Here is a 22608-nt window from a genome sequence, read left to right as displayed (position 1 = left end):
AGCAGACCAGGGATCGCGCTACTTGGAGAGGCTCCAGAAGTGGCCGATGGCTCCCGGGTGGTCGACCGTGATCGTGGTGTCGAGGTCGCGATAGTCGGTGTCCTCGTTGTGCCCGACCATCTTGATCACGATCTTGCCGTCGACGTGGTCGACGGCGGAGACGATCTGCACGTGGTCGAGCGAGTCGTTGTCGTTCCAGTCAAACATCACGATGTCGCCCACCTTGATGTTCTGGCGCTGGTCGAGCGGGTACTCCGTGAGCCCGAGAGCCGAAGCATTCTCCTGGAAGTATGTGTCCATCGCGGGGACGTATCCCCAGGCGGGGCTCCAGTCGGCGGCGGCGTTCTTGTTGTACCAGTCGCCGTTCATCTGCCAGCCGCGCGCGATGAGGGTCTGGCTGACGAAGTTGGCGCAGTCGCCTCCCACCGGGTTGAGGTCGCCCCACTCCGCCGTGTTGTAGTTCTTCCAGTAGGTCATCGCGTATGCGAGTTGCTTGTCGACCGGCGTGGACACCTGGTAGTCGTATGCCTTGTCGCTCGTGGCGATGGCCTTGCCGTTCTTGCCGGTGAGCGCCACATCCACGGAACCCGCCTGGAAGTTGGCTGCGGCAGGAACCACGGCGATGACCTTCTTGTCGCTGGTGTGCGTGACCGTGGCCGGCTGGCCGCCGATCTCCACACTCTTCACGTCGTCGAGGTTACTGCCGGAGATGGTGACCGTTCCGGCGCCGGAGACGCTGCCGGCGGCGGGCTTGATGGTCGAGATGGTCGTGCTCTGCGAAGTGGGGCTTGCTGCACCGGCGACGGCCTTGGTGATGGGCGACGGCTCGCCCGCGCATCCGGTCAGGATGAGGGCGGTCGCTGCGGCGAAGCCGGCCACCGCGATGATGCGGTGACGAGCAGACGAAGGAGAGTGGCGGCGCATGGGACCTTCAGATCGATGGGGGGCGTCGGATTCGGGTCTCCTTTCACGGTACGCCTCATTTCTTAGGTGTCACCTGTGCAGGGGTGGCGCGTCCGTGCATGCCGTTCCATTCATCCGCATGAATACGCGGAATGCGGCGCTGCGTTCGCCCGTGGCGAACGTTGACGGAGGATAACTACTTCACGTTGCTGAAACACTCGCACTGGGTGTAACTTTGCACCCTCCGCAAATTTTCTTTTGTGCCCCACACCGGTGTGACTCCCGTGGCTCGGGCGTCCCCATTCAGACTCTCGACTCGGAGATTCATGTCAAGCCAAGCACCCGCGGTTCCCGCCGCACCGAGGAACGCGATCATGACGCACCGTCAGATCCTGTTCGTCATTTTCGGCCTTATGGCCGGAATGTTCCTATCAGCCCTCGACCAGACGGTCGTCGGAACCGCCATCCGTACCATCGGTGACGATCTGCACGGCCTCAGCCAGCAGGCGTGGGTCACCACGGCGTACCTGATCGTCTCCACGATCGCCACGCCCATCTACGGCAAGCTCTCCGACATCTTCGGTCGCCGCCCGCTGTTCCTCCTCGCGATCATCATCTTCGTCGTCGGCTCGTTCGCCGCGTCGTTCTCGACCTCCATGATCGAGCTCGCGGTCTTCCGCGCCATCCAGGGCCTCGGCGCCGGTGGCCTGATGTCGATGCCGCTCGCGATCATGGGCGATATGCTCGCCCCGCGTGAGCGCGCCAAGTACCAGGGATACTTCCTCGCCGTCTTCGGTATCTCCAGCCTCATCGGCCCGCTCGTGGGTGGCCTGTTCGCGGGCGCGAACGAGATCCTGTGGATCGCCGGATGGCGCTGGGTGTTCCTCATCAACGTGCCGATCGGCGTCGTCGCGCTGATCATCGTGATGCGGTTCCTGCACCTGCCCAAACGAGAACGCGGGTCCGCCCGAATCGACTGGTGGGGCGCGACAGCCGTGGTCGTCGCGCTCGTCCCGCTGCTGCTCGTGGCAGAAGAGGGACGCGACTGGGGCTGGGGCAGCGCAGGCGCCATCGCCTGCTACGTGATCGGAGCCATCGGCATCCTGGCCTTCATCTTCATCGAGATGGCCATGAAGGACGACGCGCTCATCCCGCTCAAGCTGTTCCGTTCCTCCACCTTCTCGATGGCCACCATCATCGGTGTGTTCGTCGGCTTCGGGATGTTCGGTGCCATGCTGACCCTGCCGCTCTATCTGCAGCTCGTGCTCGGCGCGACGCCGACGGAGTCCGGTTTGCAGATGCTCCCGATGATCCTCGGACTCATGATCTCCTCGATCGCGTCCGGCCAGATCATCTCGCGGACCGGCCACTACCGCCAGTTCCCGATCATCGGCACGGCGTTGCTCTCCGGCGGATTCTTCTACCTGACGTTCCTCAAGTTCGACAGCTCGTACTGGTTCATCGCCGGTGCCATGCTGCTCATCGGCCTCGGCCTCGGCCAGCTCATGCAGACGCTGACCATCGCCAGCCAGAACTCGGTGGGCCTGAAGGACATGGGCGTCGCGACCAGCGCATCCACGTTCTTCCGTCAGATCGGTGGAACGCTCGGCACGGCCGTGCTGCTGTCCCTGCTGTTCACGGTGATGCCGGGCAACGTCCAGACGTCGCTGACGGACAAGCCGACGCTGACCAACGCTCTGGATGCGGCGCTCACCCCGTCGGTGGCCTCCGCTCCCGAGAACAAGCAGATCATGGACACGATCTACAACAGGATCGTCACGCCGCTCGAAGCCGGCGCGCAGAAGGGCGCGCACGACGCGGCCGTCGCCCAGCTCGTCGCCCAGGGCGTTCCCGCCGACATCGCTGCCACCAAGGTCCCGGCCGCGCCGATCGACTTCTCGAACGCCGACCAGCGTTCGCAGGTCGTCGACCAGGCGGTGCCGACCCTGCAGGCCGAGCTGAAGAAGAACAGCTCCGCCGGTGGAGCGAGCCTCGACGACACGTCGTTCCTGAACGGCGCTGACAAGCGGCTCTCCAAGCCGTTCCTCGTCGGCTTCAACCAGTCGGCCATCGAGGTCTACTGGGTGGCTCTGATCGTGGTCCTGATCGCGTTCGTGCTCACCTGGTTCTTCAAGACGCCGCCGCTGCGGGCCAAGTCGGCTCTGCAGGAGGCAGCGGACGACGCGGCCGACAAGGCGGATGCCGCCGACCGCGACCGCGTGCTCGCCGGAACGTCGGCATCCGAGGCGGAGGAGGAGCTCAACACGGGCATCCTCGCCCACCGCGCGGCCGACGACTTCGGCGCGCTGATCGAGCCGGGAGCCGACACGGCTTCCCTGCGCGCCCAGCGGCCGAACCCGGCGACGGACTAGCACCGGCGACCGAGTAGTCCTGCACGACCCCAGCGGCCGTCGCCCTTCCGGGCGGCGGCCGCTCTGCGTAGTCGCGCCCACGACGATCGGGCGGGGCGCCTCGCGAGAGATGAGGTGTCATCGGGTCAGGACTGCGCGAAGATGGTCGTGTGCGCGGCACGGAGACAGCCGGGCTGGGGAGCTGGGGCATGACGCAGACCGAAACCGTTGGTGAGTCGTTCCTTGCTCCTCCGCTGGATGTCTCGTCGTTCGTGGGACGCAGACGCGAGATCGCGGAGCTTCGCGGTCGGCTCGGGGAGTCGCGTCTCGTCACCATCCTGGGTCCGGGTGGGGTGGGCAAGACACGGCTGGCGGTCAAGGTCGCCGATTCGGTCGAGCGCGCGTACCCCGACGGCGTCTGCTTCGTGGATCTGGCCGCGAGCACGACCCCGGAGCAGGCCATCGAGGTTCTCAACACCGCGATGAGGCTCGAAGTAGCCGGTCTGGAGACCGTCGTCAACCGGATCGGCTCGCGGCGCATGCTGCTGCTGTTCGACAACTGCGAGCACATCATCGACGCGTGCGCGACGATCGTCAGCGCGATCCTGCGAGCCTGTGAGAACGTCCGAATCCTCGCGACGAGCAGAGAGGTGCTCGCCGTCGACGGAGAGGCGATCTTCGTGCTCGACCCGCTGCCCGTCGTCGCCGACGCCACAGGGAACAGCCCGGCCGTCGATCTCTTCGTCGCCCGGATGACGGGGGCGGACCCCGGCGATCGGGTGGGAGAGCTGGTGCCGACGATCCAGGCGATCTGCGCGCGCCTCGATGGGCTCCCGTTGGCGATCGAGCTCGCGGCGGCGACCGCTCGCGTCCTCAGCCTTCCCGACATCCTGGGGCGGCTGGACGAGCCGTTCCGGCTCCCCGGCGGGCGGAGGCGGGTCCAGCCGGAGCGTCAGCAGACGCTGCACGCCTCGATGGAATGGAGCTACGCCCTGTGCACGGCCGCCGAGCAACGACTCTGGCGGTGGCTCGCGATCTTCCCGAGCACCTTCGACATCGCCGCAGTGGAGACCGTCGTCGCACGCATGGGCGACGAGGACGCGCTCGGACTGGTCGGCGCGCTCGTCGACAAGTCGATCGTGGCGCGAAGCACGGGCCAGTCCCACACCCGATACTCCATGCTCTTCGCCATCCGGGAGTTCGGCGTCGAGAAGGCCACGGAGGCCGGTGAGCGACGGTCCGCCGGTGAGGCGCTGTGCGCCTGGTGCGTGCAGTTCGTAGCAACGGCAGAGCGGGACTGGTTCAGCGAGCGCCAGGTGGACTGGATCCAGCGGCACGATCTCGAGATCCCGAACATCCGCGCCGCCTTGGACTTCTCGCTCCGCGACGGCGACCCGGAGGACGTGTTCGCCCTCGTCGTCCCGATGTGGCGGGTCTTCTGGTTGTCCCGGGGCCGCGCCCTCGACCTCGAGGCGCTCCTCAGCCGCGCCATCGAGCGCACGGACAGCACGTCGCCGCTCCGGTTGAACGGCATGGTGCTCCGGGAATTCATCGTCGGTTCCCGCGACGGCATCGCGGCGGTGCTCCCCGAGCTCGAACGCATCGCCGCCATCGCGGCAGAGGTCGGAGACGAACGCACGGTGCGATCCGTGGATGCGGGAATCGGCGTTCTCACTCCAGATGGCCCCGCGGCGATCGCCCGGTTGGAGGTCGCGCTGGAGTACGGCGCAGGAGACCTGACCATGCTTGCGAGGACGGGGACGCACATCCGGCTCCTCCTGCTCTACGACAGGTCAGGGGACGTGGGGCGGGCAGACCGGCTCCGATCCGTGATCCTGACACGCAGCGCTCAGACGAGCGAGCTGTTCGACAGGAGCTACCTGCTCTTCGGGCTGGCCGTGAATGCGGTCTCGAGGGAGGAGGGCGAGGCCGCGTTGCGGTTCGCTCGCGAATCCCTCGAACTCCGCTCACGCCTCACGCCGTCCGCGCTCACCGCGCACACCGTCGAGGCGGTCGCGGCCGGGTACTCGATCGACGCCGACTTCCGTCGCGCCGCGTGGTGCCTCGGGCTCGCGGACGGCATCTGGTCGGAGACGGGGGTGAGCAGGGACACCATCGGTCTGGTGGCCATCGACCGCCCAGCCCACGAGAGCCGGATCCGGGCTGCACTCACCGCCGACGATTTCACCCGCAGCTACGGCGCCGGCAGAGCGCTCGGCCCCGGCGACGGGGTCAGGCGGCTCCTCGGCGTCCGGTACGACGGCTCACCGAAGCGATCGGTCATCGACGGAGACGGCATAACGAAACGCGAGCGCGAGGTCGCCAGGCTCGTAGCCCTCGGCCTCAGCAACAAGGAGATCGCAACAACGCTCGTGGTCGCGCAACGCACCGCGGAAGGGCACGTCCAGCGCATCCTCACGAAGCTCGGCCTGAGTTCCCGGGTGCAGCTCGCCGGTTGGGTTCGCGACCAGGACGACAGCGCCACCGCCTGACGCGGGCACGGACGGCGTCAGACGGCGGAATCGGGCCTCAGTGTGCTCGCAGCCAGATCGGATTGGTGAGAGCCGCCATGGGTCCGAAACTGAGCGACGGTCCCATCGACGTTCCCCCTGCCGTGCCATCCTGCATCGGATGGCGCACCTCGGCGCGCACGTAGGCGGCGATCTCGGGACGGGTGACCCAGGTCACGGTTCCCGACCCGGATGCGGGCAGGCTGGTCTGGAACATCTGCCCCTCGTCGGTGAACAGCCGCACGGTGGCGTTCGGCACACCGGAGATGTCGACGGTGATGGTGACATCCTCACTCCGATCTGCTTGCAGGGTGCCCCCGATCGCGGCCGTGCGCCCCCCTGGCGGTGGCAGCGGTGAACGTGAGCTGCACATCGGCGGATTCCGCGATCCAGGACTGCCCGGCCTTGAGCCCGGCGAGGATCGCCTGACGGGTCAGGTTGTCCGCGAGCACGACGTTGTGGGGCAGACCGATCACGTCGGTCGGATTGTGCGCATCGCTGTTGCCGAACGCGGGGAGCCACTTCCTTCCGGTGCGGGCTGCCTCGGCAAGGAGGTTGTCCCAGGTGGAGACGGCGGCGTCGTCATCCCATCCCCACGGCCCCGTCCAGACCTCCGTACCGTCGAGGCCGTCCCAGCCGAACTTCCACTCGGACCCGATCCACGGGCAATACATGTGTGCTGAGACGGTGAGTCCGCCGTCAGCGTTCACCCGCCTCTGGAAGCTCGGGAAGACGTTGTCCCGTGCCCGGTATCGCCAGTCGATGAAGTCTCCGGGCTTGGTGCCCAGGGCCAGCCAGTGACCATTGCGCGTCGTCACCTCTTCACCCGTGATGATGAGCAGGTCGTCCCCGGCGAGAGGACCCCACACTCCGTGCGACGCCGTCGTGTTGTGGTCCGTCGAGACCATGAAATCAAGACGGCGGGCGCGCGCACCGGCCGCGACGTTCTCCGGTGTGTTCCGACCGTCCGAGTACACGGTGTGCAGGTGGCAGTCGCCCCGGTACCAGTCGCGTCCGCGGCCCAGTGCGGAGGTGGGCGGATACGCGGGAGTGAACGCGTTGCCTGCTGCACCTGCGGTCAGAGTGACCTGCACGTCGTAGTCCATCCCCTGCGGTGCGACCTGGTACGGGCCGAGGACGACGTGCCAGGTGCCAGGAGACACGTCGCCCGGCAGGTATCCAGGGGTGGCCTCGGCTCTGGCGATCGAGAACTGGGTGCGGAATCCGCCGGACCAGCCTCGGAATCCTGCCCCGCCGACGTCGATCCCCCGCGAATCGAATACGCCGATGTCGCAGGAGTTGCCCGGCGTCCCGGCCGGCACGGACGGCTTCGAGTATGTGTACGAGACGTCGATCTGGGAGGTGCCAGGAGGAACCACCACCGGAAGGTAGACGAAGTCGGCCGCGCCCGCGTCCAGGTGGCCGGTGATCGTCTTGGTCTGGGAGCCACTCGAGGTGGCAGCGTGTGCCCCGTCGGCGAACACCAACGGGGCAAGCGCGATTCCCGCGCCCGAACCGAGGGCGGCAAGCAGAGCACGCCGGGAAAGACCTCGCCGTGGAACGCTCCCGGCGGATTCGTCGTGGTTGTTCATTCCACCGAACATGCCGTTCGAAAGCGTCGAGAATCCGACCGTGGCGTGAACAGCGCATTAACTGGGTCGTCTACCTGCAAACGGGGGGGGCGACAGCGCCGAGCCACTGCCGTCGAGACCCTCGGAGTGCCGACGAGGCAGGTAGTCGAACACGGTTTTCAGGTAGTCGTACTCTCGTTCGCGAATCCGCCGATCGGCAGCCTGGAATGACAGCGTTCGGCGATGTGCCCCGAGGGGCACGAACCTCCCGAACTGTTCCCGATCCCGCCCGCGCTGCCCGACATGAACACCCACACTCACCCGCCCGTTGTCACCGAACCCATCACGTCCGAGCCCGCTCTGCTCTCCCAAGCGCAGCAGGGCGACATGGACGCGGTCGCCGAACTCTGGCGCCGTTACCGCCGCTTCGCACACCGAACGGCCATCAACCTCTCGTCGTCGTTGGAGTCGGACGACGTGGTCGCCGAGGCCTTTTCGCGCATCCTCGCCGCATTCAGGAACGGCGGAGGCCCGACCCGCCATTTCGCGCCGTACCTCCGCCAGACGTTGCGGTCTGTCGTCTACAGCTGGGGCGTCAAGCAACGCGACTCAACAGACCTGTCGATCGACGCCTTCGAGCAGCTGACCGAGGGCGACCCGTACCCGATGCTCGAGGACTCGCTGACCCTCCGCACAGTGTTCGCGAAGCTTCCCGCCCCGGTCAAGAACATCCTGTGGCTGAGCGAAGTCCAGGGCAATTCGCCTTCAGAGATCGCGGCGGCCTTCGACATCACCGTCGAGGCCGCCCGCGCGCGCTCCTATCGCGCACGCGCCGCATTGAGAAGCGAGTGGGCTCGCCTCGGGGCGGACGCCGACCTGCTCGTCGCCGCGTAATCGCGCGAACCCGAAGGTAACGATTCGGTCACGGCGGGACGGCGTCGCGCTGCAGCGAACAGCCCACCCCTCCGCCACCAGAACCGCGGATTCTCCGGGCAAAACCTCAGACTCGTCGCCGAGCGACCCTCGAATCGCCACTTTCCCGGAATGACGCGGATGAGAGCGCGACCACGCTCGCGCTTGACAGCACTTGTAATGCCTGTATAGGTTCTGTGGCAGCACGTGAGAGCGCTCTCACGGATTACGATGAGAGCGCTCTCACGTCCCCAACACCAGACCACGCACACAAGGGAGTGACCGTGAAGTTCTCACGACGCACCAAGGTTGTCGCCGCCGTAGCAGGCGCCGCATCCTTCGCCCTCCTCGCCGCAGGATGCTCATCCAGCGGCGGAGACAGCGGCAGCAGCTCGAACCCGATCACGTTGAGCGTCACCACGTTCGGCACGATGGGATTCGACAAGCTCTACTCGCAATACGAGAAGGAGCACCCGAACATCAAGATCAAGGCGACCAACATCGACACCGGTGACAACGCCCTGACCGACTGGCAGACCAAGGAGGCGGCCGGCAGCGGCCTCCCCGACGTCCAGGCCGTCGAAGAAGGCTGGCTCAGCAAGGTCATGCAGGTCTCCACGGACTTCAACGACCTCAAGGACTACGGCGCCAGCTCCATCAAGGACCGCTGGGTGGACTGGAAGCTGAAGCAGGCCACCGACAAGAACGGCCGCATCATCGGCTACGGCACCGACATCGGTCCGGAGGGTCTCTGCTACAACAGCAAGCTCTTCGCCGCGGCCGGCCTGCCGAGCGACCGCGACTCCGTCGCCAAGCTCTTCGGCGGAGACAGCGCCACCTGGGCGGACTACTTCAAGGTCGGCCAGCAGTACAAGGCGGCCACCGGCAAGGCGTTCTACGACCAGTCCGGCTTCCTCTGGAACGCCATGGTGAACCAGCAGCCGGAGGGCTACTACACCAAGGACGGCAAGCTCAACATCGAGGACAACTCCACGCTCAAGGGCCTGTGGAGCCAGCTCGCCGGTGGAGCGGCAGCCGGCCTGTCCTCCAACCAGACCCAGTGGGACTGGGGCAAGGGCAAGGCGTTCACCGACGGCTCGTTCGCCACGTTCGTCTGCCCCGGCTGGATGCTCGGCGTCGTGCAGGGTCAGGTCAAGGCCGGCGGCGGTGACGCATCCACCGGATGGGACTTCGCCAACGTGTTCCCGGGCGGCGCAGCCAACTGGGGCGGATCGTTCCTGACGGTCCCGAAGCAGTCGAAGCACCCGAAGGAGGCAGCGGACCTCGCAGCGTGGCTCACCACCGCCAAGTCGCAGGTCGCCACCTTCCAGGCGGCAGGCACCTTCCCGTCGGTGACGGCGGCGCAGTCCGACTCCGGCGTGACCGGTGCCAGCGACCTGACGAAGTTCTTCAACAACGCTCCGGTCGGTCAGATCCTCTCCGAGCGCGCCAAGGGCGTCGTCGCCCAGTACAAGGGACCGGACGACTCGGTCATCCAGTCCCAGGTCTTCGGCCCGTCCGTGCAGGAGCTCGACTCCGGCAAGGCGAACGGCGACCAGGCCTGGGCCAACGCGATGAAGCTGCTCAACCAGCTCGTCGTCAACAAGTAACCACCCGCACCACCCGCGCCGCCATCGACCCCAGGCTGTTTCCCGCTCAACCGGCGAAATAGCGAGCCAAACTGCGGGCTCGATGGCGGCGCGACGGGAAACCGGGAGAGAGAGCACATGACCACCACCGCAGCTGGGCGCGAGCAGCGCCGCACCGCCCGGGATGCGCGCCGCGCGCTGACCTTCGGGCAGAAGCTGAGCCGCTTCGACGTCAAGGCGTCCCCGTACTTCTACATCGCACCGTTCTTCATCCTGTTCGGTCTGGTCGGCCTGTTCCCGCTCGTGTACACGTTCGTCGTGTCCCTGAACAAGTGGAACCTCCTCACCGGTCCCGGCGAATGGGTGGGCCTCGGCAACTACGTCGCCGAGCTGAACGACCCGTTCTTCTGGAACTCGCTCTTCAACACGCTCAGCATCTTCCTGCTGTCCGCGATCCCGCAGCTGATCGCCGCCGTGCTGATCGCCGCGATCCTGGACCAGAACATCCGGGCCAAGACGTTCTGGCGGATGAGCGTCCTCATCCCATACGTCGTCACGCCCGTCGCCGTCACCCTCATCTTCTCCAGCGCGTTCGACGAGAAGTACGGCCTCATCAACAACCTGCTGCAGTCCGTGCACCTCTCGCCGATCAACTGGAAGACCGAGACGTTCCCGTCGCACGTCGCCATCGCCTCCATGGTCAACTGGCGCTGGACCGGCTACAACGCCCTCATCCTGCTCGCAGCGATGCAGGCCGTCCCGCGCGACCTGCACGAGTCGGCCGCCCTCGACGGCGCCGGCGCGTTCCGCCGCTTCTTCTCGATCACGCTGCCGAGCATCCGGCCCACGATGATCTTCGTCATCATCACAGCCACCATCGGCGGCCTGCAGATCTTCACGGAGCCCAAGCTGTTCAACCCGTCGAGCGCTGTGCCCGGCGGCCCGCAACGGCAGTACCAGACCACCGTGCTCTACCTGTGGGACATGGCGTTCAACCGGCAGAACTTCGGCAAGGCCTCGGCCATCGCCTGGCTGCTGTTCCTCATCATCGTGGCGTTCGGGGTGCTGAACTTCCTGATCTCCCGACGCATCGCATCCACCGAGTCCCGGATGGGCGCCAAACGCACCGCACGCCGGCTGGCGGCCAGTCGCGCCGCGGCGGGGGCGGGTCGCGCCGACAGCACCACCGGTACGAACACGGCCACCGAGGGCGATCTCGCCCTGGTCGCAGCCAGCGAGGAGAAGAGATCATGACCGCCACCGTCGACCGCGACAGCTCTGCCGAGCAGCGCTCGCCCCAGGCGGCAGCGCAGCAGTCCAGGGCGCCGAAGCAGCGCTCACCGAAGCGCAGGGCGCTCGGCATCGACCGCCGTCCAGGCTTCCTCACATACGGTCTGCTGATCGTCGTGTTCATCGGCGGCGTGTACCCGCTGTGGTGGTCGGTCGTCGCGGGCTCCAGCCCGAGCAGCGTCCTCACCTCCACCTACCCGCCGCTGCTCCCCGGCGGCCAGTTCTGGTCGAACGTCGCACAGGTGCTCGACACCGTGCCGTTCTGGCTGGCGCTCGGCAACTCGCTGATCGTGGCGAGCGTCATCACCCTGTCGGTCGTCAGCTTCTCGACGCTGGCAGGGTACGCGTTCGCGAAGCTGAAGTTCCGCGGCCGTGAGGGCCTGATGGTCTTCGTCATCGCGACGCTCGCCGTCCCGACCCAGCTCGGCATCATCCCGCTGTTCATGGTGATGAAGCAGTTCGGCTGGACGGGAACGCTGGGCGCCGTCATCATCCCGACCCTGGTGACGGCGTTCGGCGTGTTCTTCATGCGGCAGTACCTGGTCGACGTGATCCCGGAGGAGCTGATCGAGGCCGCCCGCGTCGACGGCGCGAACATGATCAGCACGTTCTGGCACGTCGGCGTCCCCGCCGCCCGCCCTGCCATGGCGATCCTCGGCCTGTTCACCTTCATGACCGCGTGGACCGACTACCTCTGGCCGCTGCTCGTCGTTCCGCAGAACCCGACGCTGCAGGTCGCGCTGAGCCAGCTGCAATCCGCCAAGTACGTCGACTACTCGATCGTGCTCGCCGGCGCCGTGATGGCCACGATCCCCCTGCTCATCCTCTTCGTGCTCGCTGGCAAGCAGCTGGTCTCCGGCATCATGGCCGGCGCGGTGAAAGGCTAAGAATGACGTTGAACACCTGGCCCGACGGTTTCCTGTGGGGCTCGGCGACCGCTGCCGCCCAGATCGAGGGCGCAGCGCACGAGGACGGCAAAGAGGACTCCATCTGGGACCACTTCGCGCGCATCCCGAACGCCGTCGCCGGCGGTGACACCCCCGAGGTGGCCGTCGACCACTACCACCGGATGCCCGACGATGTAGCGCTGATGGCGCGGCTCGGCCTGCAGTCGTACCGGTTCTCGATCTCGTGGGCGCGGGTGAAGCCGGGCGACCGCTTCGTGAACCGCGCCGGCCTCGACTTCTACAGCCGGCTGGTCGACGAGCTGCTGGAGGCGGACATCCTGCCGTGGCTGACCCTCTACCACTGGGATCTGCCGCAGGCGCTCGAAGAGGCGGGCGGCTGGGCAAGCCGCGACACCGCATACCGGTTCCGCGACTACGCGGCGACCGTCTACGACGCGCTCGGCGACCGGGTCAGTCACTGGACCACGTTCAACGAGCCGCTCTGCTCGTCGCTGATCGCCTACGCGGCCGGGGAGCACGCTCCGGGACGGAGGGAGCCGCGCGCGGCCATCGCCGCCCTGCACCACCAGCACCTCGCGCACGGGCTCGCGACGCAGACGCTGCGCGCCGCGGCAGCCGCAGCCGGTCCTGTCGCGGCGGACGCGCTCCGCGTCGGGATCACGCTCAACCTCACCACCGCGGTGCCGAACGACCCGGCCGACCCCGCCGACCTCGAAGCGGCCCGCCGCATCGACGGCCTCTGGAACAGGATGTTCCTGGAGCCGCTCCTGCTCGGCAGCTACCCCGCCGACGTCGTCGACGACCTCCGCGAACACCGGTTCGAGGAGTTCGTGCAGGACGGCGACCTCGCCACCATCGCGCAGCCCATCGACTTCCTCGGCGTGAACCACTACCACGACGACAACGTCTCCGCGCATCCACTGCCGGTGGATGCGGTACCCGGCCTGACGCCGACCGACCGGCCCAAGGCGTCCCCGTTCGTCGGCAGCGAATACGTGACGTTCCCGTCGCGCCACCTGCCGCAGACGGCGATGAGCTGGGAGGTCAACCCGGACGGCCTCCGCAGTCTGCTGGTCAGGCTCGGCCGCGAATACCCGGCTCTGCCGCCGCTCTACATCACCGAGAACGGCGCGGCGTACGACGACGTCCAGGATGCGGACGGCCGCATCCGCGACGCCGAACGCGAGCAGTACATCCTCGCCCACGTGGATGCGGTGCACGCCGCCATCGAGCAGGGCGCGGACGTCCGCGGTTACTTCGTCTGGTCGTTCCTCGACAACTTCGAGTGGGCGTGGGGCTACGAGAAACGGTTCGGCATCGTGCGGGTGGATTACGAGACGCAGGAGCGTACCGTGAAGGAGTCGGGCCATGCGTTCGCACGCCTGATCGCGGCGGCGGGCGGCCGGGCTGCGGAACCCGCGCGGCCCGAGCGGTCCGCGCAGCCCGTCGGCTCTAGCATGGGTCTTGCGGTAGAAAGGTGACCCGATGACCTCGGAGCAGGTGGACGGCCGGTCCGTGCCCACCCTCGAAGCGGTGGCGGCACGCGCCGGTGTCTCGCGCGCGACCGTCTCCCGGGTGGTGAACGGGTCGACCAAGGTCACGCCGGAGGTCACGGAGGCGGTCACGAAGGCGATCGCCGAGCTCAACTACGTGCCCAACCGCGCGGCCCGCTCCCTCGCGTCCCGCCGCACCCAGGTGATCGCGCTGGTCGTGCCGGAGTCGACGGCCAAGGTCTTCGCCGACCCGTTCTTCGCCTCCATCGTCCAGGGCGTCGCACTGCACCTGGCCGACACGGAGTACACGCTCAACATGGTCATCTCCTCGGAGCTGAATCCGGACAAGACCAGGCGATACCTGATGGGCGGCAACGTGGATGGCGCCCTGGTCGTCTCGCACCACTCGGGAGACCACTCGTACGCGCAGCTCGGATCGACGCTGCCGATCGTCTACGGCGGACGCCCGGTGAGCGAGACGGAGCACAACGCCTCCTTCGTCGACGTGGACAACGTGGCGGGCGCGCTCGGCGCGACCGAGCACCTCATCGCCCGCGGCCGCCGCAACATCGCCCTCATCACCGGCCCCCAGGACATGCCGGCCGGCCTCGACCGCTCCACCGGTTGGCACCGGGCGATGGAGGCGCACGGCCTCGACACCACGCTGGTCGAGTACGGCGACTTCTCCCCCGTCTCCGGCATGGAGGCGATGCGCCGCCTGCTCGCCCGGGGCGTGCCGATCGACGGCCTCTTCGCGGCCAACGACCAGATGGCGGCCGGAGCGTACTCGGCGATCCACGATGCCGGCCTGAGCATCCCGGGCGACATCGCGGTGGTCGGCTACGACGACGACTACTTCGGCCTCACCGCGACGCCGCCGCTCACCACGGTGCACCAGCCGTCCGTCGGCCTGGGCGAGACGATGGCCGAGGTCCTGGTGCGACGCATCGAGGGCGAGCCCGTCGACCGCGTGACGCTGCTCCCGACCGAGCTCGTGGTGCGGCTGAGCACGTAGCCGCTGCCGCACGACTCGTGCGAAAAGTGCGGTGCGGGCGCCCCGGACCGCACATTTCGCACGAGCCGACGGGCGCGACCGTCGCGACCGCCTACGCCAGCGCGCGGAACACGCGGTTGCCGAGCACCGCGAGCGCGAAGCCGGTCGCGACGATCGCGGCCACACCGCCCGCGTATGCCACGAACAGGTGTTGCGTCGCTCCGCCCTGCGCAGAGAAGTAGGTCACCAGCAGCGCCGCCACCGCCCCCACCACACACACGACCGCGATCCAGAGCAGCGGCCACAGTTTGGTGCGCACGGGGCGCTCGGCGGTCCGCGTGCGCATCCAGGAGAACAGCAGGCCGGCGATGCATCCCCAGAACGCGACCACCAGCATCCCGGCGACCACGTCGCTCGGACGGTGCCACTGCTCCACCAGGGTGGAGGCGCCGGCCGCGATCGTGAAGATCGACCCGATCACCGCGGCGAGGGGACGGTAGCGCGGCGACGCGACGAGGAAGACGACCAGCGCCGCCGACGCCGCCACCGTGGTGTGACCGGAGGGCAGCGAGTTGGCGAGGCCGACATCGACCCCCTTCGGCGGCCGGCTGAGAATCGTGTACTTAAGCAACTGCGTGCTGCCGTTGGCGAGTGCCGCCGCCGCGACGGCGATGAAGAAGACGGCCCAGTTGCGGCGGAACGCAACGATCGCGAGAGCCGCGATGCAGCCCAGGATCACCGAAGCGGCGGGCAGCGCATTCAGAAACGTGTGGGCGAACTCGACCAGGTCGCCCTTCCACTCGTCCGCGCCGGCGAACGCCCGCTCGTCGATGACCTGGCCCATGTAGCTCTGCACGAAGACCAGATAGACGAGCGCGAACACCACGGCGGTGCCCAGCGCACCCCAGACGAAGGGCAGGGGACGGAGCGCGGTTCGCATAGTCCCCCACCCTTCCACACGGTCCTTGGTGTTCTCCGGATGGGTGCTCCGGGGTGTCTGGAATAGGATTTTCTACACCTCTCTAGCGAAAACGCTAGATTGTGTCGACGACAGTGGATGCGCGGCCCGCTACGCCTCCACGAACCGCACGGCGGGCTCCGCCGCCCCGAAGCGCGCGCGCATGACGCCGATCGCGTCCGGGTTGCTGTCCACCAGCAGGAACCGCCGCCCCAGTGCAGCTGCCACCGCTCCGGTCGTGCCGCTCCCCGCGAAGAAGTCGAGCACCCAGTCGCCCTCGCGGCTCGACGCCTGCACGATGCGGCGGAGGATGCCTTCCGGCTTCTGCGTCGGATAGCCGGTCTTTTCACGGCCGGTCGGCGAGACGATGGTGTGCCACCAGACATCGGTCGGCAGCTTGCCGAGCTCCGCCTTCTCGGCCGTGACCAGGCCGGGAGCCATGTACGGTTCCCTGTCCACGGTCGACGAGTCGAAGAAGTAGCCTGCGGGATTCTTCACGTAGACCAGGATCGTGTCGTGCTTGGTCGGCCACTTGTTCTTCGACTTCGCGCCGTAGTCGTAGGCCCAGATGATCTCGTTGAGGAACGACTCCCGGCCGAACAGCGCATCCAGGAGCACCTTGGCGTAGTGGGATTCGCGGTAGTCGAGGTGCAGGTAGAGCGTTCCGTGGTCGGCGAGGAGGCGCCACGCCTCGATCAGCCGCGGCTCCAGGAACGACCAGTAGTCCTCGAAACGGTCGTCGTAGCGGAGCAAGTCGCCCTTGATGCGTTCGTAGCTGCGGCCCTTGAAGCCGGTGACGCTCCCCGCGCCTCCCGCCGACCGCACCGACGTTGTGCTCCGCCTGGTCTGCGACCGGCCCGTGTTGAACGGCGGGTCGAGGTAGATCAGCGTGAACGACTCGTCGGGAAGGGCTGCGACGACCTGGAGGTTGTCGGAGTGCACGACGGTGCTCGGCGAATCCGGGTGCCAGAGAGAATCAGCACCGGACAGTTCGGGGCCGGGCAGCTCGGGGCCGGGCGCATCCGCAGGTGCCGCATCCGCGGTGGCGTCATCCAGCATTCCCCTATTCTCGCAGTGCTTGCGCAGCCGCGCTGCCGGGTTAGCCTGGCGGCATGAGTCTCACCGTGGTGAAGCAGCCGGAATCGTCCCGCTACGCACTCCTCAAAGACGGCGAGCGCATCGGCGTCGCCGAGTACGACCTGCGCGACAACGCGATCGTGTTCACGCACACCGTCGTCGACGAGGAGAAGAGGGAGAAGGGGATGGCGTCACAGCTGGTGCAGAGCGCACTCGACGATGTGCGCGCCAACACTGACCTGCGCGTGGTCGCGACCTGCCCGTACGTGCGGCACTGGCTCAGGGAGCATCCCGAGTATCAGGATCTGCAGGCGCGTTAGAGCGCACGTCGATCCTGATCCTGCCGCCCTCCCAGATGCCCTTGTCGCCGTCTCCGGGGAGCGGGGCGGGCGCGGGCAACATGCTCTGACGGTCCAGTTCGACCTGCGCCTCGTGGCGGGTGGGCGCGAACACCTCGTCGCCGATGCCGACGATGCTGCTCGACGAGCCGCCGGACTTTCGCGTCTTGTCGGAGAAGTCGATCCAGCCGAGCTTCGACGCGACCACAACGAGCACCACTGCGGCAACGATTGCGCCGACGATCCACCAGTTCACGCCGGTCAGGTTACCCGAAAGCGCTGAGAATGTCCCCCGTCCGGGGGTGCACTGCTCCGGGGGCGCGCACCGGCAGCACGAGCAAGGCGCCCGTCATCGGGTGGTCGATCGTCTCCACCGGATGCCCGTAGACGGCGCTCAGCCGCTCGCCGGTGAGCACCGCGCGCGGGCTACCGTCGGCGACCACCTTGCCGTCGGCGAGCAGCACGATCCGGTCGGCGTAGGCGGCGGCGAGGTTCAGGTCGTGCAGCACCGCGAGCACGGCGGCGCCGTCGGCGGCGAGACCGGCGGCGAGCGCGAGCACCTGCTCCTGGTGGCCGATGTCGAGTGCATCCGTCGGCTCGTCGAGGAGCACGACGCGGCAGCGCTGCGCGACGACGCGGGCGAGCGAGACCCGGGCGAGCTCTCCGCCGGACAGGGTCGTCACATCCCGGTCGGCGAGGTGGGTCGTGTCGGTGCGGGCGAGGGCGTCTGCGACGATCTCGTCGTCCGTGGCAGCACGGCCCGGCGCAGCGAGGTCCGGCTGGACGCGCGCCCACGGCATCCGTCCCATCGCCACGACGTCGCGCACCGGATACGAGAACGAGACGCCCTTCTGCTGCAACAGCACGCTGCGCAGGCGGCCGAGCTCCTGCACCCGGATGCGCGCCAGCGGCCGGTCGTCGATGGTCACCTCGCCCACGTCGGGCGTGACGTCGCCCGCGAGCACAGACAACGCCGTCGACTTGCCTGCGCCGTTCGGGCCGATGAGGGCGACGAGTTCGCCGGGGCGCACCGCGAGGTCGACATCGGAGAGCAGGGTGCGACCGTCGACGTTGAGAGTGACGCCGCGCATCGCTGTGCCGCTCGTTGCTGTGCCGCTCGTTGCTGTGCCGCTCGCTGCTGCGCCGGTCATGCCGCTCCCTCCTTGCCTGCGATGGTGCGCCGGAGCAGCACGAAGAACACCGGGCCTCCGACGAGGGCTGTGAACATCCCGATCGGCAGGTCGGCGAACGGCACGACGGTGCGGGCGGCGAGGTCGGCTGCGCTGATCAGGAGCGCGCCGCCGAGCGCGCTGGCCGGGATGAGGGCGGCGTGGCCGGGTCCGATGAGCAGCCGCAGCAGGTGCGGGATGATCAGGCCGACGAACGCGATGATGCCCGCGAACGAGACGGCGACGGCGGTGAGCAGCGCGACCAGCAGGATCGCCAGCAGCCGCACGCGTTCGACCGGGACGCCGAGATGCCTGGCGCTCCGCTCGCCGAGGGCCAGCGCATCCAGTCGCCTGGCGAGCAGCCAGGCGCCACCCACGCCGACGATCAGCAGCGGGAACGTGACGGCCACCGCCGCCCAGGTGGCGCCGTTGAGCGAGCCGAGCTGCCAGAACATGATCTGCTCGCGGCTGGCGGTGTCGGCAGAGAAGACCAGGAACGCGATGACGGCGTTCGCCACGGCGTTGATCGCGATGCCGGTGAGCACGAGCATCAGCACCTGCGTGCGACCTCTGGCGCGGGACAGCACGTAGACGAGCACGGTCGTCAGCACGCCCATGACGAAGGCGGCGACCGGGATGGTCGCCGGGCCGAACTGCTGCAGGTCGAACACGATCACGGCGCACGCCCCGACCGCGCAGCCCGCGGAGACGCCGACGACCGCCGGTTCGGCGAGCGGGTTGGCGAAGACGCCCTGCATCAGAGCGCCGGCGACGCCGAGGGCGGCGCCGACGACGATGCCGAGCGCCACCCTGGGGAAGCGGATGTTCCAGAGGGCGCCATCCGCGTAGGTGGCCGGGCCGGTCGCCGCGGGCGCGACGCCGAGGCGACGGGCGATGGAGGCTGCGATCTCGGCCGGAGAGAGAGCGAACTGACCGACGCCCGCGGAGACCAGGATGGCGAGCAGGAGCAGCACGATCAGCCCGACGACCACCGGGATGCGGCGGCGGCGGGCCCGGGTGACGGCGCTGACGCGGGCGGATCCAGGGAGTGGGTCGTGTCGCGCGTCGTGTCGCGCGTCGTGTCGCGCGTCCGGCTCCGCGCCGCGTCCCGCCTGCTCTTTCGCCACCGCCTGCGTCACTTCCCGGCCTCCGGCCGGTACAGCGCGTCGGCGAGCGACAGCAGCACGGCGGGCGTCGTCGGGCCGAACGACAGCAACTGTCCGTCGTTCATGTCCACGATCCGGCGATGCTGGCCCGCCGCCGTGTCTGCGACGCCCGGGCGCTGGAGGAGCCCGTCGACGCCGCCGGTGGAGGCGAGCCCGTCGGTCATCATTATGAACACGTCCGGGTTGGTGGTGAGCAGAGCTTCGCTGTTGGCCGGCTTCGCGCCCGTGATGCCCGCCTCGGTCGCCACATCGACGGCTCCGAGGGCGTCGATCAGGTCGTCCGCGCCCATCCCCGTGCCGAACAGGAAGAACACGCCCGCCCTGCCGCGCACGTAGAGCACAGCGGCGCGCAGCCGGTCGTCGCCGGTTGGCGCGAGCTCCGCGATGGTCTTCTTCGCCGCCGCGAGGTCAACGGCGACGCGGGCGGACAGCTTCTTCCCGTCCGCGTCGAGGCCGACCGCGTGCGCGACCGTCTCGATCTGCGCTCCGATGGTCGCGATGCTGCGCTCCGCGTCGAAGAACACCACGGGGACACCGGATGCGCGCAACTGTTCCTGCACATCGCGCGGCCCGAGCGTCGTGTCCGTGAGCACGAGCGTCGGGTGCAGGGCGAGGATCGCCTCGCCGTTCAATTCGTGGCCGTTCTGGGTCACCAGCGGGAGCTTCCGCATCACGCCGAGCGTGTTCGACGCGCCGCGCCCGACCAGCTTGTCGCCGAGGCCGAGGCCGACGACCGTCTCGGCGAGCGTTCCGTAGACATCGAGCGCGAGGATGCGGCTGGTGTCGGCGATCGTGACCTTCGTGCCGGACGCGTCCTCGACGGTGACCGGCAGCGTCGGCTTCGGCTTCGTGGTGATCGGGACGACCTCGGCGACTGGGGCCGCCGTCGACGGACCGCTGATGGTGCGCGGGTCCGCAAGGCCGGCGCGCGCATTCCGGGTGGGGGTGGTGCTGGAGACGGCGGGGGTCGAGGCCGAGGTGGCGGCGGTCGTCCCGCATCCGGAGAGTGTCGCGACTACGGCGACCACGGCGGCGAGCCGCAGGAGCCGAGCGGAGCGCGAGGGCCGACGCCCGTGGGCGGAGCCGACGGCCCCGCCCACGAGTGCTTCCGTGCGAGAGGTCACGCCTGAGCCACTGTCTGGCCGGAGGCGCGGCGGCGGACCGCGACGACCGCCGCGACGCCGACGAGGATCATCAGGCCGCCGAGCAGCGGCCAGTTGCCCGCGTCGCCCCCGCCGGTGGTGGCGAGGCTGGACGCCGTTGCGCTGTCGCAGGCGACGGTCGCGCCGAGCGGCAGGCTGAACGACACGGGGTCGAGCGCGGTGCCGGCCTCGTAGAACCCGGCGAACGCGGTGGCGCCGGCCGCGGTGAGCGTGACGGGCGCCTCCGTCGCCGTCACCCGCGAGCCGGACGCTCCGCTGCTCAGCGCCACGGAGGCGAAGGCGATGCCGGAGTGATCGCTGGCCGCTCCGCCCATGTCGGTGGAGTGCACGTCGGCGACGATGGTGGCCGAGTTCGGTCCCGTGACCTTGATGGCGACGTTCGACAGCACCAGGTTGAGCACACCGCTGTGACCGGTGAACGAGACGCTGCCGGGGAAGCGGGCGACGCCCTTGTCGTCGACCGCGTTGTAGCTGCCGGATCCATTGCTCCAGCCGAACTGGCCGCCGGAGTACGTCACGCCGGACAGGTTCCACGAACCGTTGGCGATGCCGCCCGAGATGTACGTGCGGAAACTGGACTTCACGCCCCAGTTCAGCGTCGCGTCGCTGATCGAGCGGGCGACGCAGACAGGCTCCGCCGGAGTTGCCGGAGTGTTCGGGGTGATCCCGACCACGGGATCGGTCGGGGTCGTGACGACCGGCGGGGCCGTCACCGTGTGCGTGAGCGGCGCGGCAGACGACCCGGCGAACGCGGACGGGTCGGCCGGGGTGAACACGGCGCTCAGCGCGCGGACGCCCTGCGGGAGGGTGGAGATGCGCATGGTCGCCGCGCCGTTGCGCAGCACCAGGTTGGCCGCGACGACGGTGCTGCCGTCGAGGATGCTGACGGTTCCCGCGGCGACGGGCGAGACGGTGACCGTCACATCCACACCGGCTCCGGCCGCCGTGCTGGCCGAGGAGGTGGTGAGGCGGAGGCTGGTCGCGACGGGCGTCACAGCCGGGGCGGCGAACGCGATGGGCGTGTACGTGTCCTGGCTGCGGTCGGCGAGGCCGTGCGCTGCGAAGGTGTAGACGCCGCACTCCTCGGTGGAGCAGTCGACCTGGCGTCCGTTCGAGGTGAAGACCTTCGTGATGCCGCTCAGCGTGCTGGTGAACGCGCCGTCCGCACCGATGGTGCGCACCCAGGCCACCCCCTGGAACAGCGAAGCGGTCAGGTTCCAGGACGGCTCTGCGATGGCCGACTTCGGGCCGACGCCGACGTAGACGCCGGGGACGGCGCCGCCGGTCTTCGCGAAGTTCGCGCCGGTGACGGTGATGGAGGAGCCGGCCGGGTCGAGACCCGTGGCCGGGGCGACCGCGACGGAGGCGGCGGCCGGGACGCCGACGGCGGTGACGGTCACGGCGACCGCCGACGACGTGGAGGCGGCGAACGCCGTGCTGCTTGCCGGGGCGAACGCTGCGGTGATCGAGTGCGCGCCGACGGCGAGGGCGCTCGTCGTGAGCGTCGCCGTGGAGCCGGAGACCGTGCCTGTGCCGAGCGCGGTCGCGCCGTCCTTGAACGTGACCGTTCCCGCCGCGGCGGGGCTGACCGTCGCGGTCAGAGTGACGGGCGAGCCGTCCGTGACGTTCGCCGCGCTCGACGACAGGGCAAGGGCGGTCGCGGTGGGCGGTGCAGGGGCGTAGACCAGCGGGGTGGTGGAGTTCTGGCTGGTGTCGCTCATCCCCTGACCGTGACCCTTGGACGTGTAGACCGCATACGTCGGGATGGAGGGGCTTGCCGCCGGGACGGTGACGGTCACCGAGAAGGTGCCGTCCGCGTTCATCGGGGCGGTGCGACCCGAGGGGCTGGTGCCGTCGACGTTGCCGGGCGCGATCCAGATCGTCTCGCTGGTGATGAGACTGCTGGCGCCGAGGTAGAAGCCGGGGAGGCCGGTCGGGCCGACGCCCAGGTAGACGCCCTGGCTGCTGGGCGTGAAGCCGCTGCCGGTGAGGGTGATCGTGCCGCCCGCCGCCGGAATGTTCTGCGCCGAGACGGCGGGACCTGCGGCGTGCGCCGGGGTGGCGACCGCGGTGACGCCGAGTGTCGCGAGGGCGGTTGCGACCAGCGCTGCGAGCAGACGCGTGCCGCGTCTCTTCGCTGCGGCCGGTGCGGCGGTGGACGGGGAACTCATCGGTCTCATGGCGCTCCTGTGAGCGGGACGGCGCAAGCCGTCTCG

19 protein-coding genes are annotated in these 22608 nt (G+C 68.7%); 9 read left to right on the top strand and 10 right to left on the bottom strand.

Going from position 1 to position 22608, the window contains the following annotated elements:
• Nucleotides 1-18: 18 nt before the first annotated feature.
• The gene (locus AC37TH_RS05475; RefSeq protein WP_490763327.1) at nucleotides 19-924 is read right to left on the bottom strand and encodes a DUF1287 domain-containing protein; all 906 of its coding nucleotides are present in this window, start codon (nucleotides 922-924) and stop codon (nucleotides 19-21) included.
• A gap of 353 nt (nucleotides 925-1277) precedes the next feature.
• On the opposite strand from AC37TH_RS05475, the gene AC37TH_RS05470 reads away from it, so the two are divergent.
• Both AC37TH_RS05470 and AC37TH_RS05465 read left to right on the top strand, forming a co-directional pair.
• Nucleotides 1278-3275, top strand: a complete 1998-nt coding sequence (locus tag AC37TH_RS05470) for an MDR family MFS transporter (protein WP_490763326.1) — start codon at nucleotides 1278-1280, stop codon at nucleotides 3273-3275.
• Between the two features lie 188 nt (nucleotides 3276-3463).
• A complete protein-coding gene (locus tag AC37TH_RS05465; RefSeq protein ID WP_490763325.1) occupies nucleotides 3464-5746 on the top strand; it encodes an ATP-binding protein in 2283 nt (760 codons plus the stop codon).
• A gap of 37 nt (nucleotides 5747-5783) precedes the next feature.
• Here the strand turns inward: AC37TH_RS05465 and AC37TH_RS05460 are convergent, their stop codons facing one another.
• Together AC37TH_RS05460 and AC37TH_RS05455 are read right to left on the bottom strand one after the other, a co-directional pair.
• Nucleotides 5784-6023 (bottom strand): hypothetical protein, encoded by a 240-nt coding sequence (locus tag AC37TH_RS05460; protein ID WP_490763324.1) that lies wholly within the window; start codon nucleotides 6021-6023, stop codon nucleotides 5784-5786.
• Between the two features lie 31 nt (nucleotides 6024-6054).
• Nucleotides 6055-7356, bottom strand: a complete 1302-nt coding sequence (locus AC37TH_RS05455; RefSeq protein WP_490763323.1) for a CehA/McbA family metallohydrolase — start codon at nucleotides 7354-7356, stop codon at nucleotides 6055-6057.
• Between the two features lie 282 nt (nucleotides 7357-7638).
• Here AC37TH_RS05455 and AC37TH_RS05450 point away from each other — a divergent pair, with 282 nt between their 5' ends.
• From AC37TH_RS05450 to AC37TH_RS05425, 6 genes are all read left to right on the top strand, one after another.
• Entirely contained in the window at nucleotides 7639-8229 is a 591-nt protein-coding gene (locus AC37TH_RS05450; protein WP_490763322.1) for a sigma-70 family RNA polymerase sigma factor, read from the top strand.
• Nucleotides 8230-8531: 302 nt separating this feature from the next.
• The gene (locus tag AC37TH_RS05445; RefSeq protein WP_490763321.1) at nucleotides 8532-9857 is read left to right on the top strand and encodes an ABC transporter substrate-binding protein; all 1326 of its coding nucleotides are present in this window, start codon (nucleotides 8532-8534) and stop codon (nucleotides 9855-9857) included.
• 117 nt (nucleotides 9858-9974) lie between these two features.
• Nucleotides 9975-11090, top strand: a complete 1116-nt coding sequence (locus AC37TH_RS05440; protein WP_490763320.1) for a carbohydrate ABC transporter permease — start codon at nucleotides 9975-9977, stop codon at nucleotides 11088-11090.
• A complete protein-coding gene (locus AC37TH_RS05435; RefSeq protein ID WP_490763319.1) occupies nucleotides 11087-12013 on the top strand; it encodes a carbohydrate ABC transporter permease in 927 nt (308 codons plus the stop codon). Before AC37TH_RS05440 ends, AC37TH_RS05435 begins: the two co-directional genes overlap by 4 nt.
• Before the next feature lie 2 nt (nucleotides 12014-12015).
• Nucleotides 12016-13515, top strand: coding sequence for a GH1 family beta-glucosidase (locus tag AC37TH_RS05430; RefSeq protein ID WP_490763318.1), 1500 nt, complete (start codon nucleotides 12016-12018; stop codon nucleotides 13513-13515).
• Between the two features lie 4 nt (nucleotides 13516-13519).
• Nucleotides 13520-14542: a LacI family DNA-binding transcriptional regulator gene (locus AC37TH_RS05425; RefSeq protein ID WP_490763317.1), complete on the top strand. Its 1023-nt coding sequence runs from the start codon at nucleotides 13520-13522 to the stop codon at nucleotides 14540-14542.
• Between the two features lie 91 nt (nucleotides 14543-14633).
• On the opposite strand, the gene AC37TH_RS05420 is transcribed toward AC37TH_RS05425, so the two are convergent.
• Nucleotides 14634-15461 (bottom strand): phosphatase PAP2 family protein, encoded by an 828-nt coding sequence (locus AC37TH_RS05420; RefSeq protein WP_490763316.1) that lies wholly within the window; start codon nucleotides 15459-15461, stop codon nucleotides 14634-14636.
• Nucleotides 15462-15590: 129 nt separating this feature from the next.
• Entirely contained in the window at nucleotides 15591-16538 is a 948-nt protein-coding gene (locus tag AC37TH_RS05415) for a DNA-methyltransferase (RefSeq protein ID WP_490763315.1), read from the bottom strand.
• A gap of 53 nt (nucleotides 16539-16591) precedes the next feature.
• On the opposite strand from AC37TH_RS05415, the gene AC37TH_RS05410 reads away from it, so the two are divergent.
• The gene (locus tag AC37TH_RS05410; protein WP_490763314.1) at nucleotides 16592-16876 is read left to right on the top strand and encodes a GNAT family N-acetyltransferase; all 285 of its coding nucleotides are present in this window, start codon (nucleotides 16592-16594) and stop codon (nucleotides 16874-16876) included.
• Here AC37TH_RS05410 and AC37TH_RS05405 read toward each other — a convergent pair.
• Genes AC37TH_RS05405 through AC37TH_RS05385 form a run of 5 tightly spaced genes read right to left on the bottom strand, consistent with a single transcriptional unit; the run spans nucleotide 16836 to nucleotide 22563 of the window.
• Nucleotides 16836-17150, bottom strand: a complete 315-nt coding sequence (locus AC37TH_RS05405) for a hypothetical protein (RefSeq protein ID WP_490763313.1) — start codon at nucleotides 17148-17150, stop codon at nucleotides 16836-16838. The two genes, AC37TH_RS05410 and AC37TH_RS05405, sit on opposite strands and share 41 nt — an antisense overlap.
• Nucleotides 17151-17160: 10 nt before the next feature.
• On the bottom strand, nucleotides 17161-18045 hold the full coding sequence (locus AC37TH_RS05400) for a heme ABC transporter ATP-binding protein (RefSeq protein ID WP_490763312.1): 885 nt from the start codon (nucleotides 18043-18045) through the stop codon (nucleotides 17161-17163).
• Nucleotides 18042-19202 (bottom strand): FecCD family ABC transporter permease, encoded by a 1161-nt coding sequence (locus AC37TH_RS05395; protein WP_490763311.1) that lies wholly within the window; start codon nucleotides 19200-19202, stop codon nucleotides 18042-18044. The genes AC37TH_RS05400 and AC37TH_RS05395 overlap by 4 nt, the downstream gene beginning before the upstream one ends.
• Complete coding sequence (locus AC37TH_RS05390) at nucleotides 19199-20353, bottom strand: heme/hemin ABC transporter substrate-binding protein (protein WP_490763310.1); 1155 nt, start codon at nucleotides 20351-20353, stop codon at nucleotides 19199-19201. Before AC37TH_RS05390 ends, AC37TH_RS05395 begins: the two co-directional genes overlap by 4 nt.
• A complete protein-coding gene (locus AC37TH_RS05385; RefSeq protein ID WP_490763309.1) occupies nucleotides 20350-22563 on the bottom strand; it encodes an HtaA domain-containing protein in 2214 nt (737 codons plus the stop codon). Before AC37TH_RS05385 ends, AC37TH_RS05390 begins: the two co-directional genes overlap by 4 nt.
• Nucleotides 22564-22608 lie beyond the last annotated feature (45 nt).

This window comes from Leifsonia sp. McL0627 (assembly GCF_058244615.1).
This window is presented reverse-complemented; position numbering and strand designations above follow the sequence as displayed.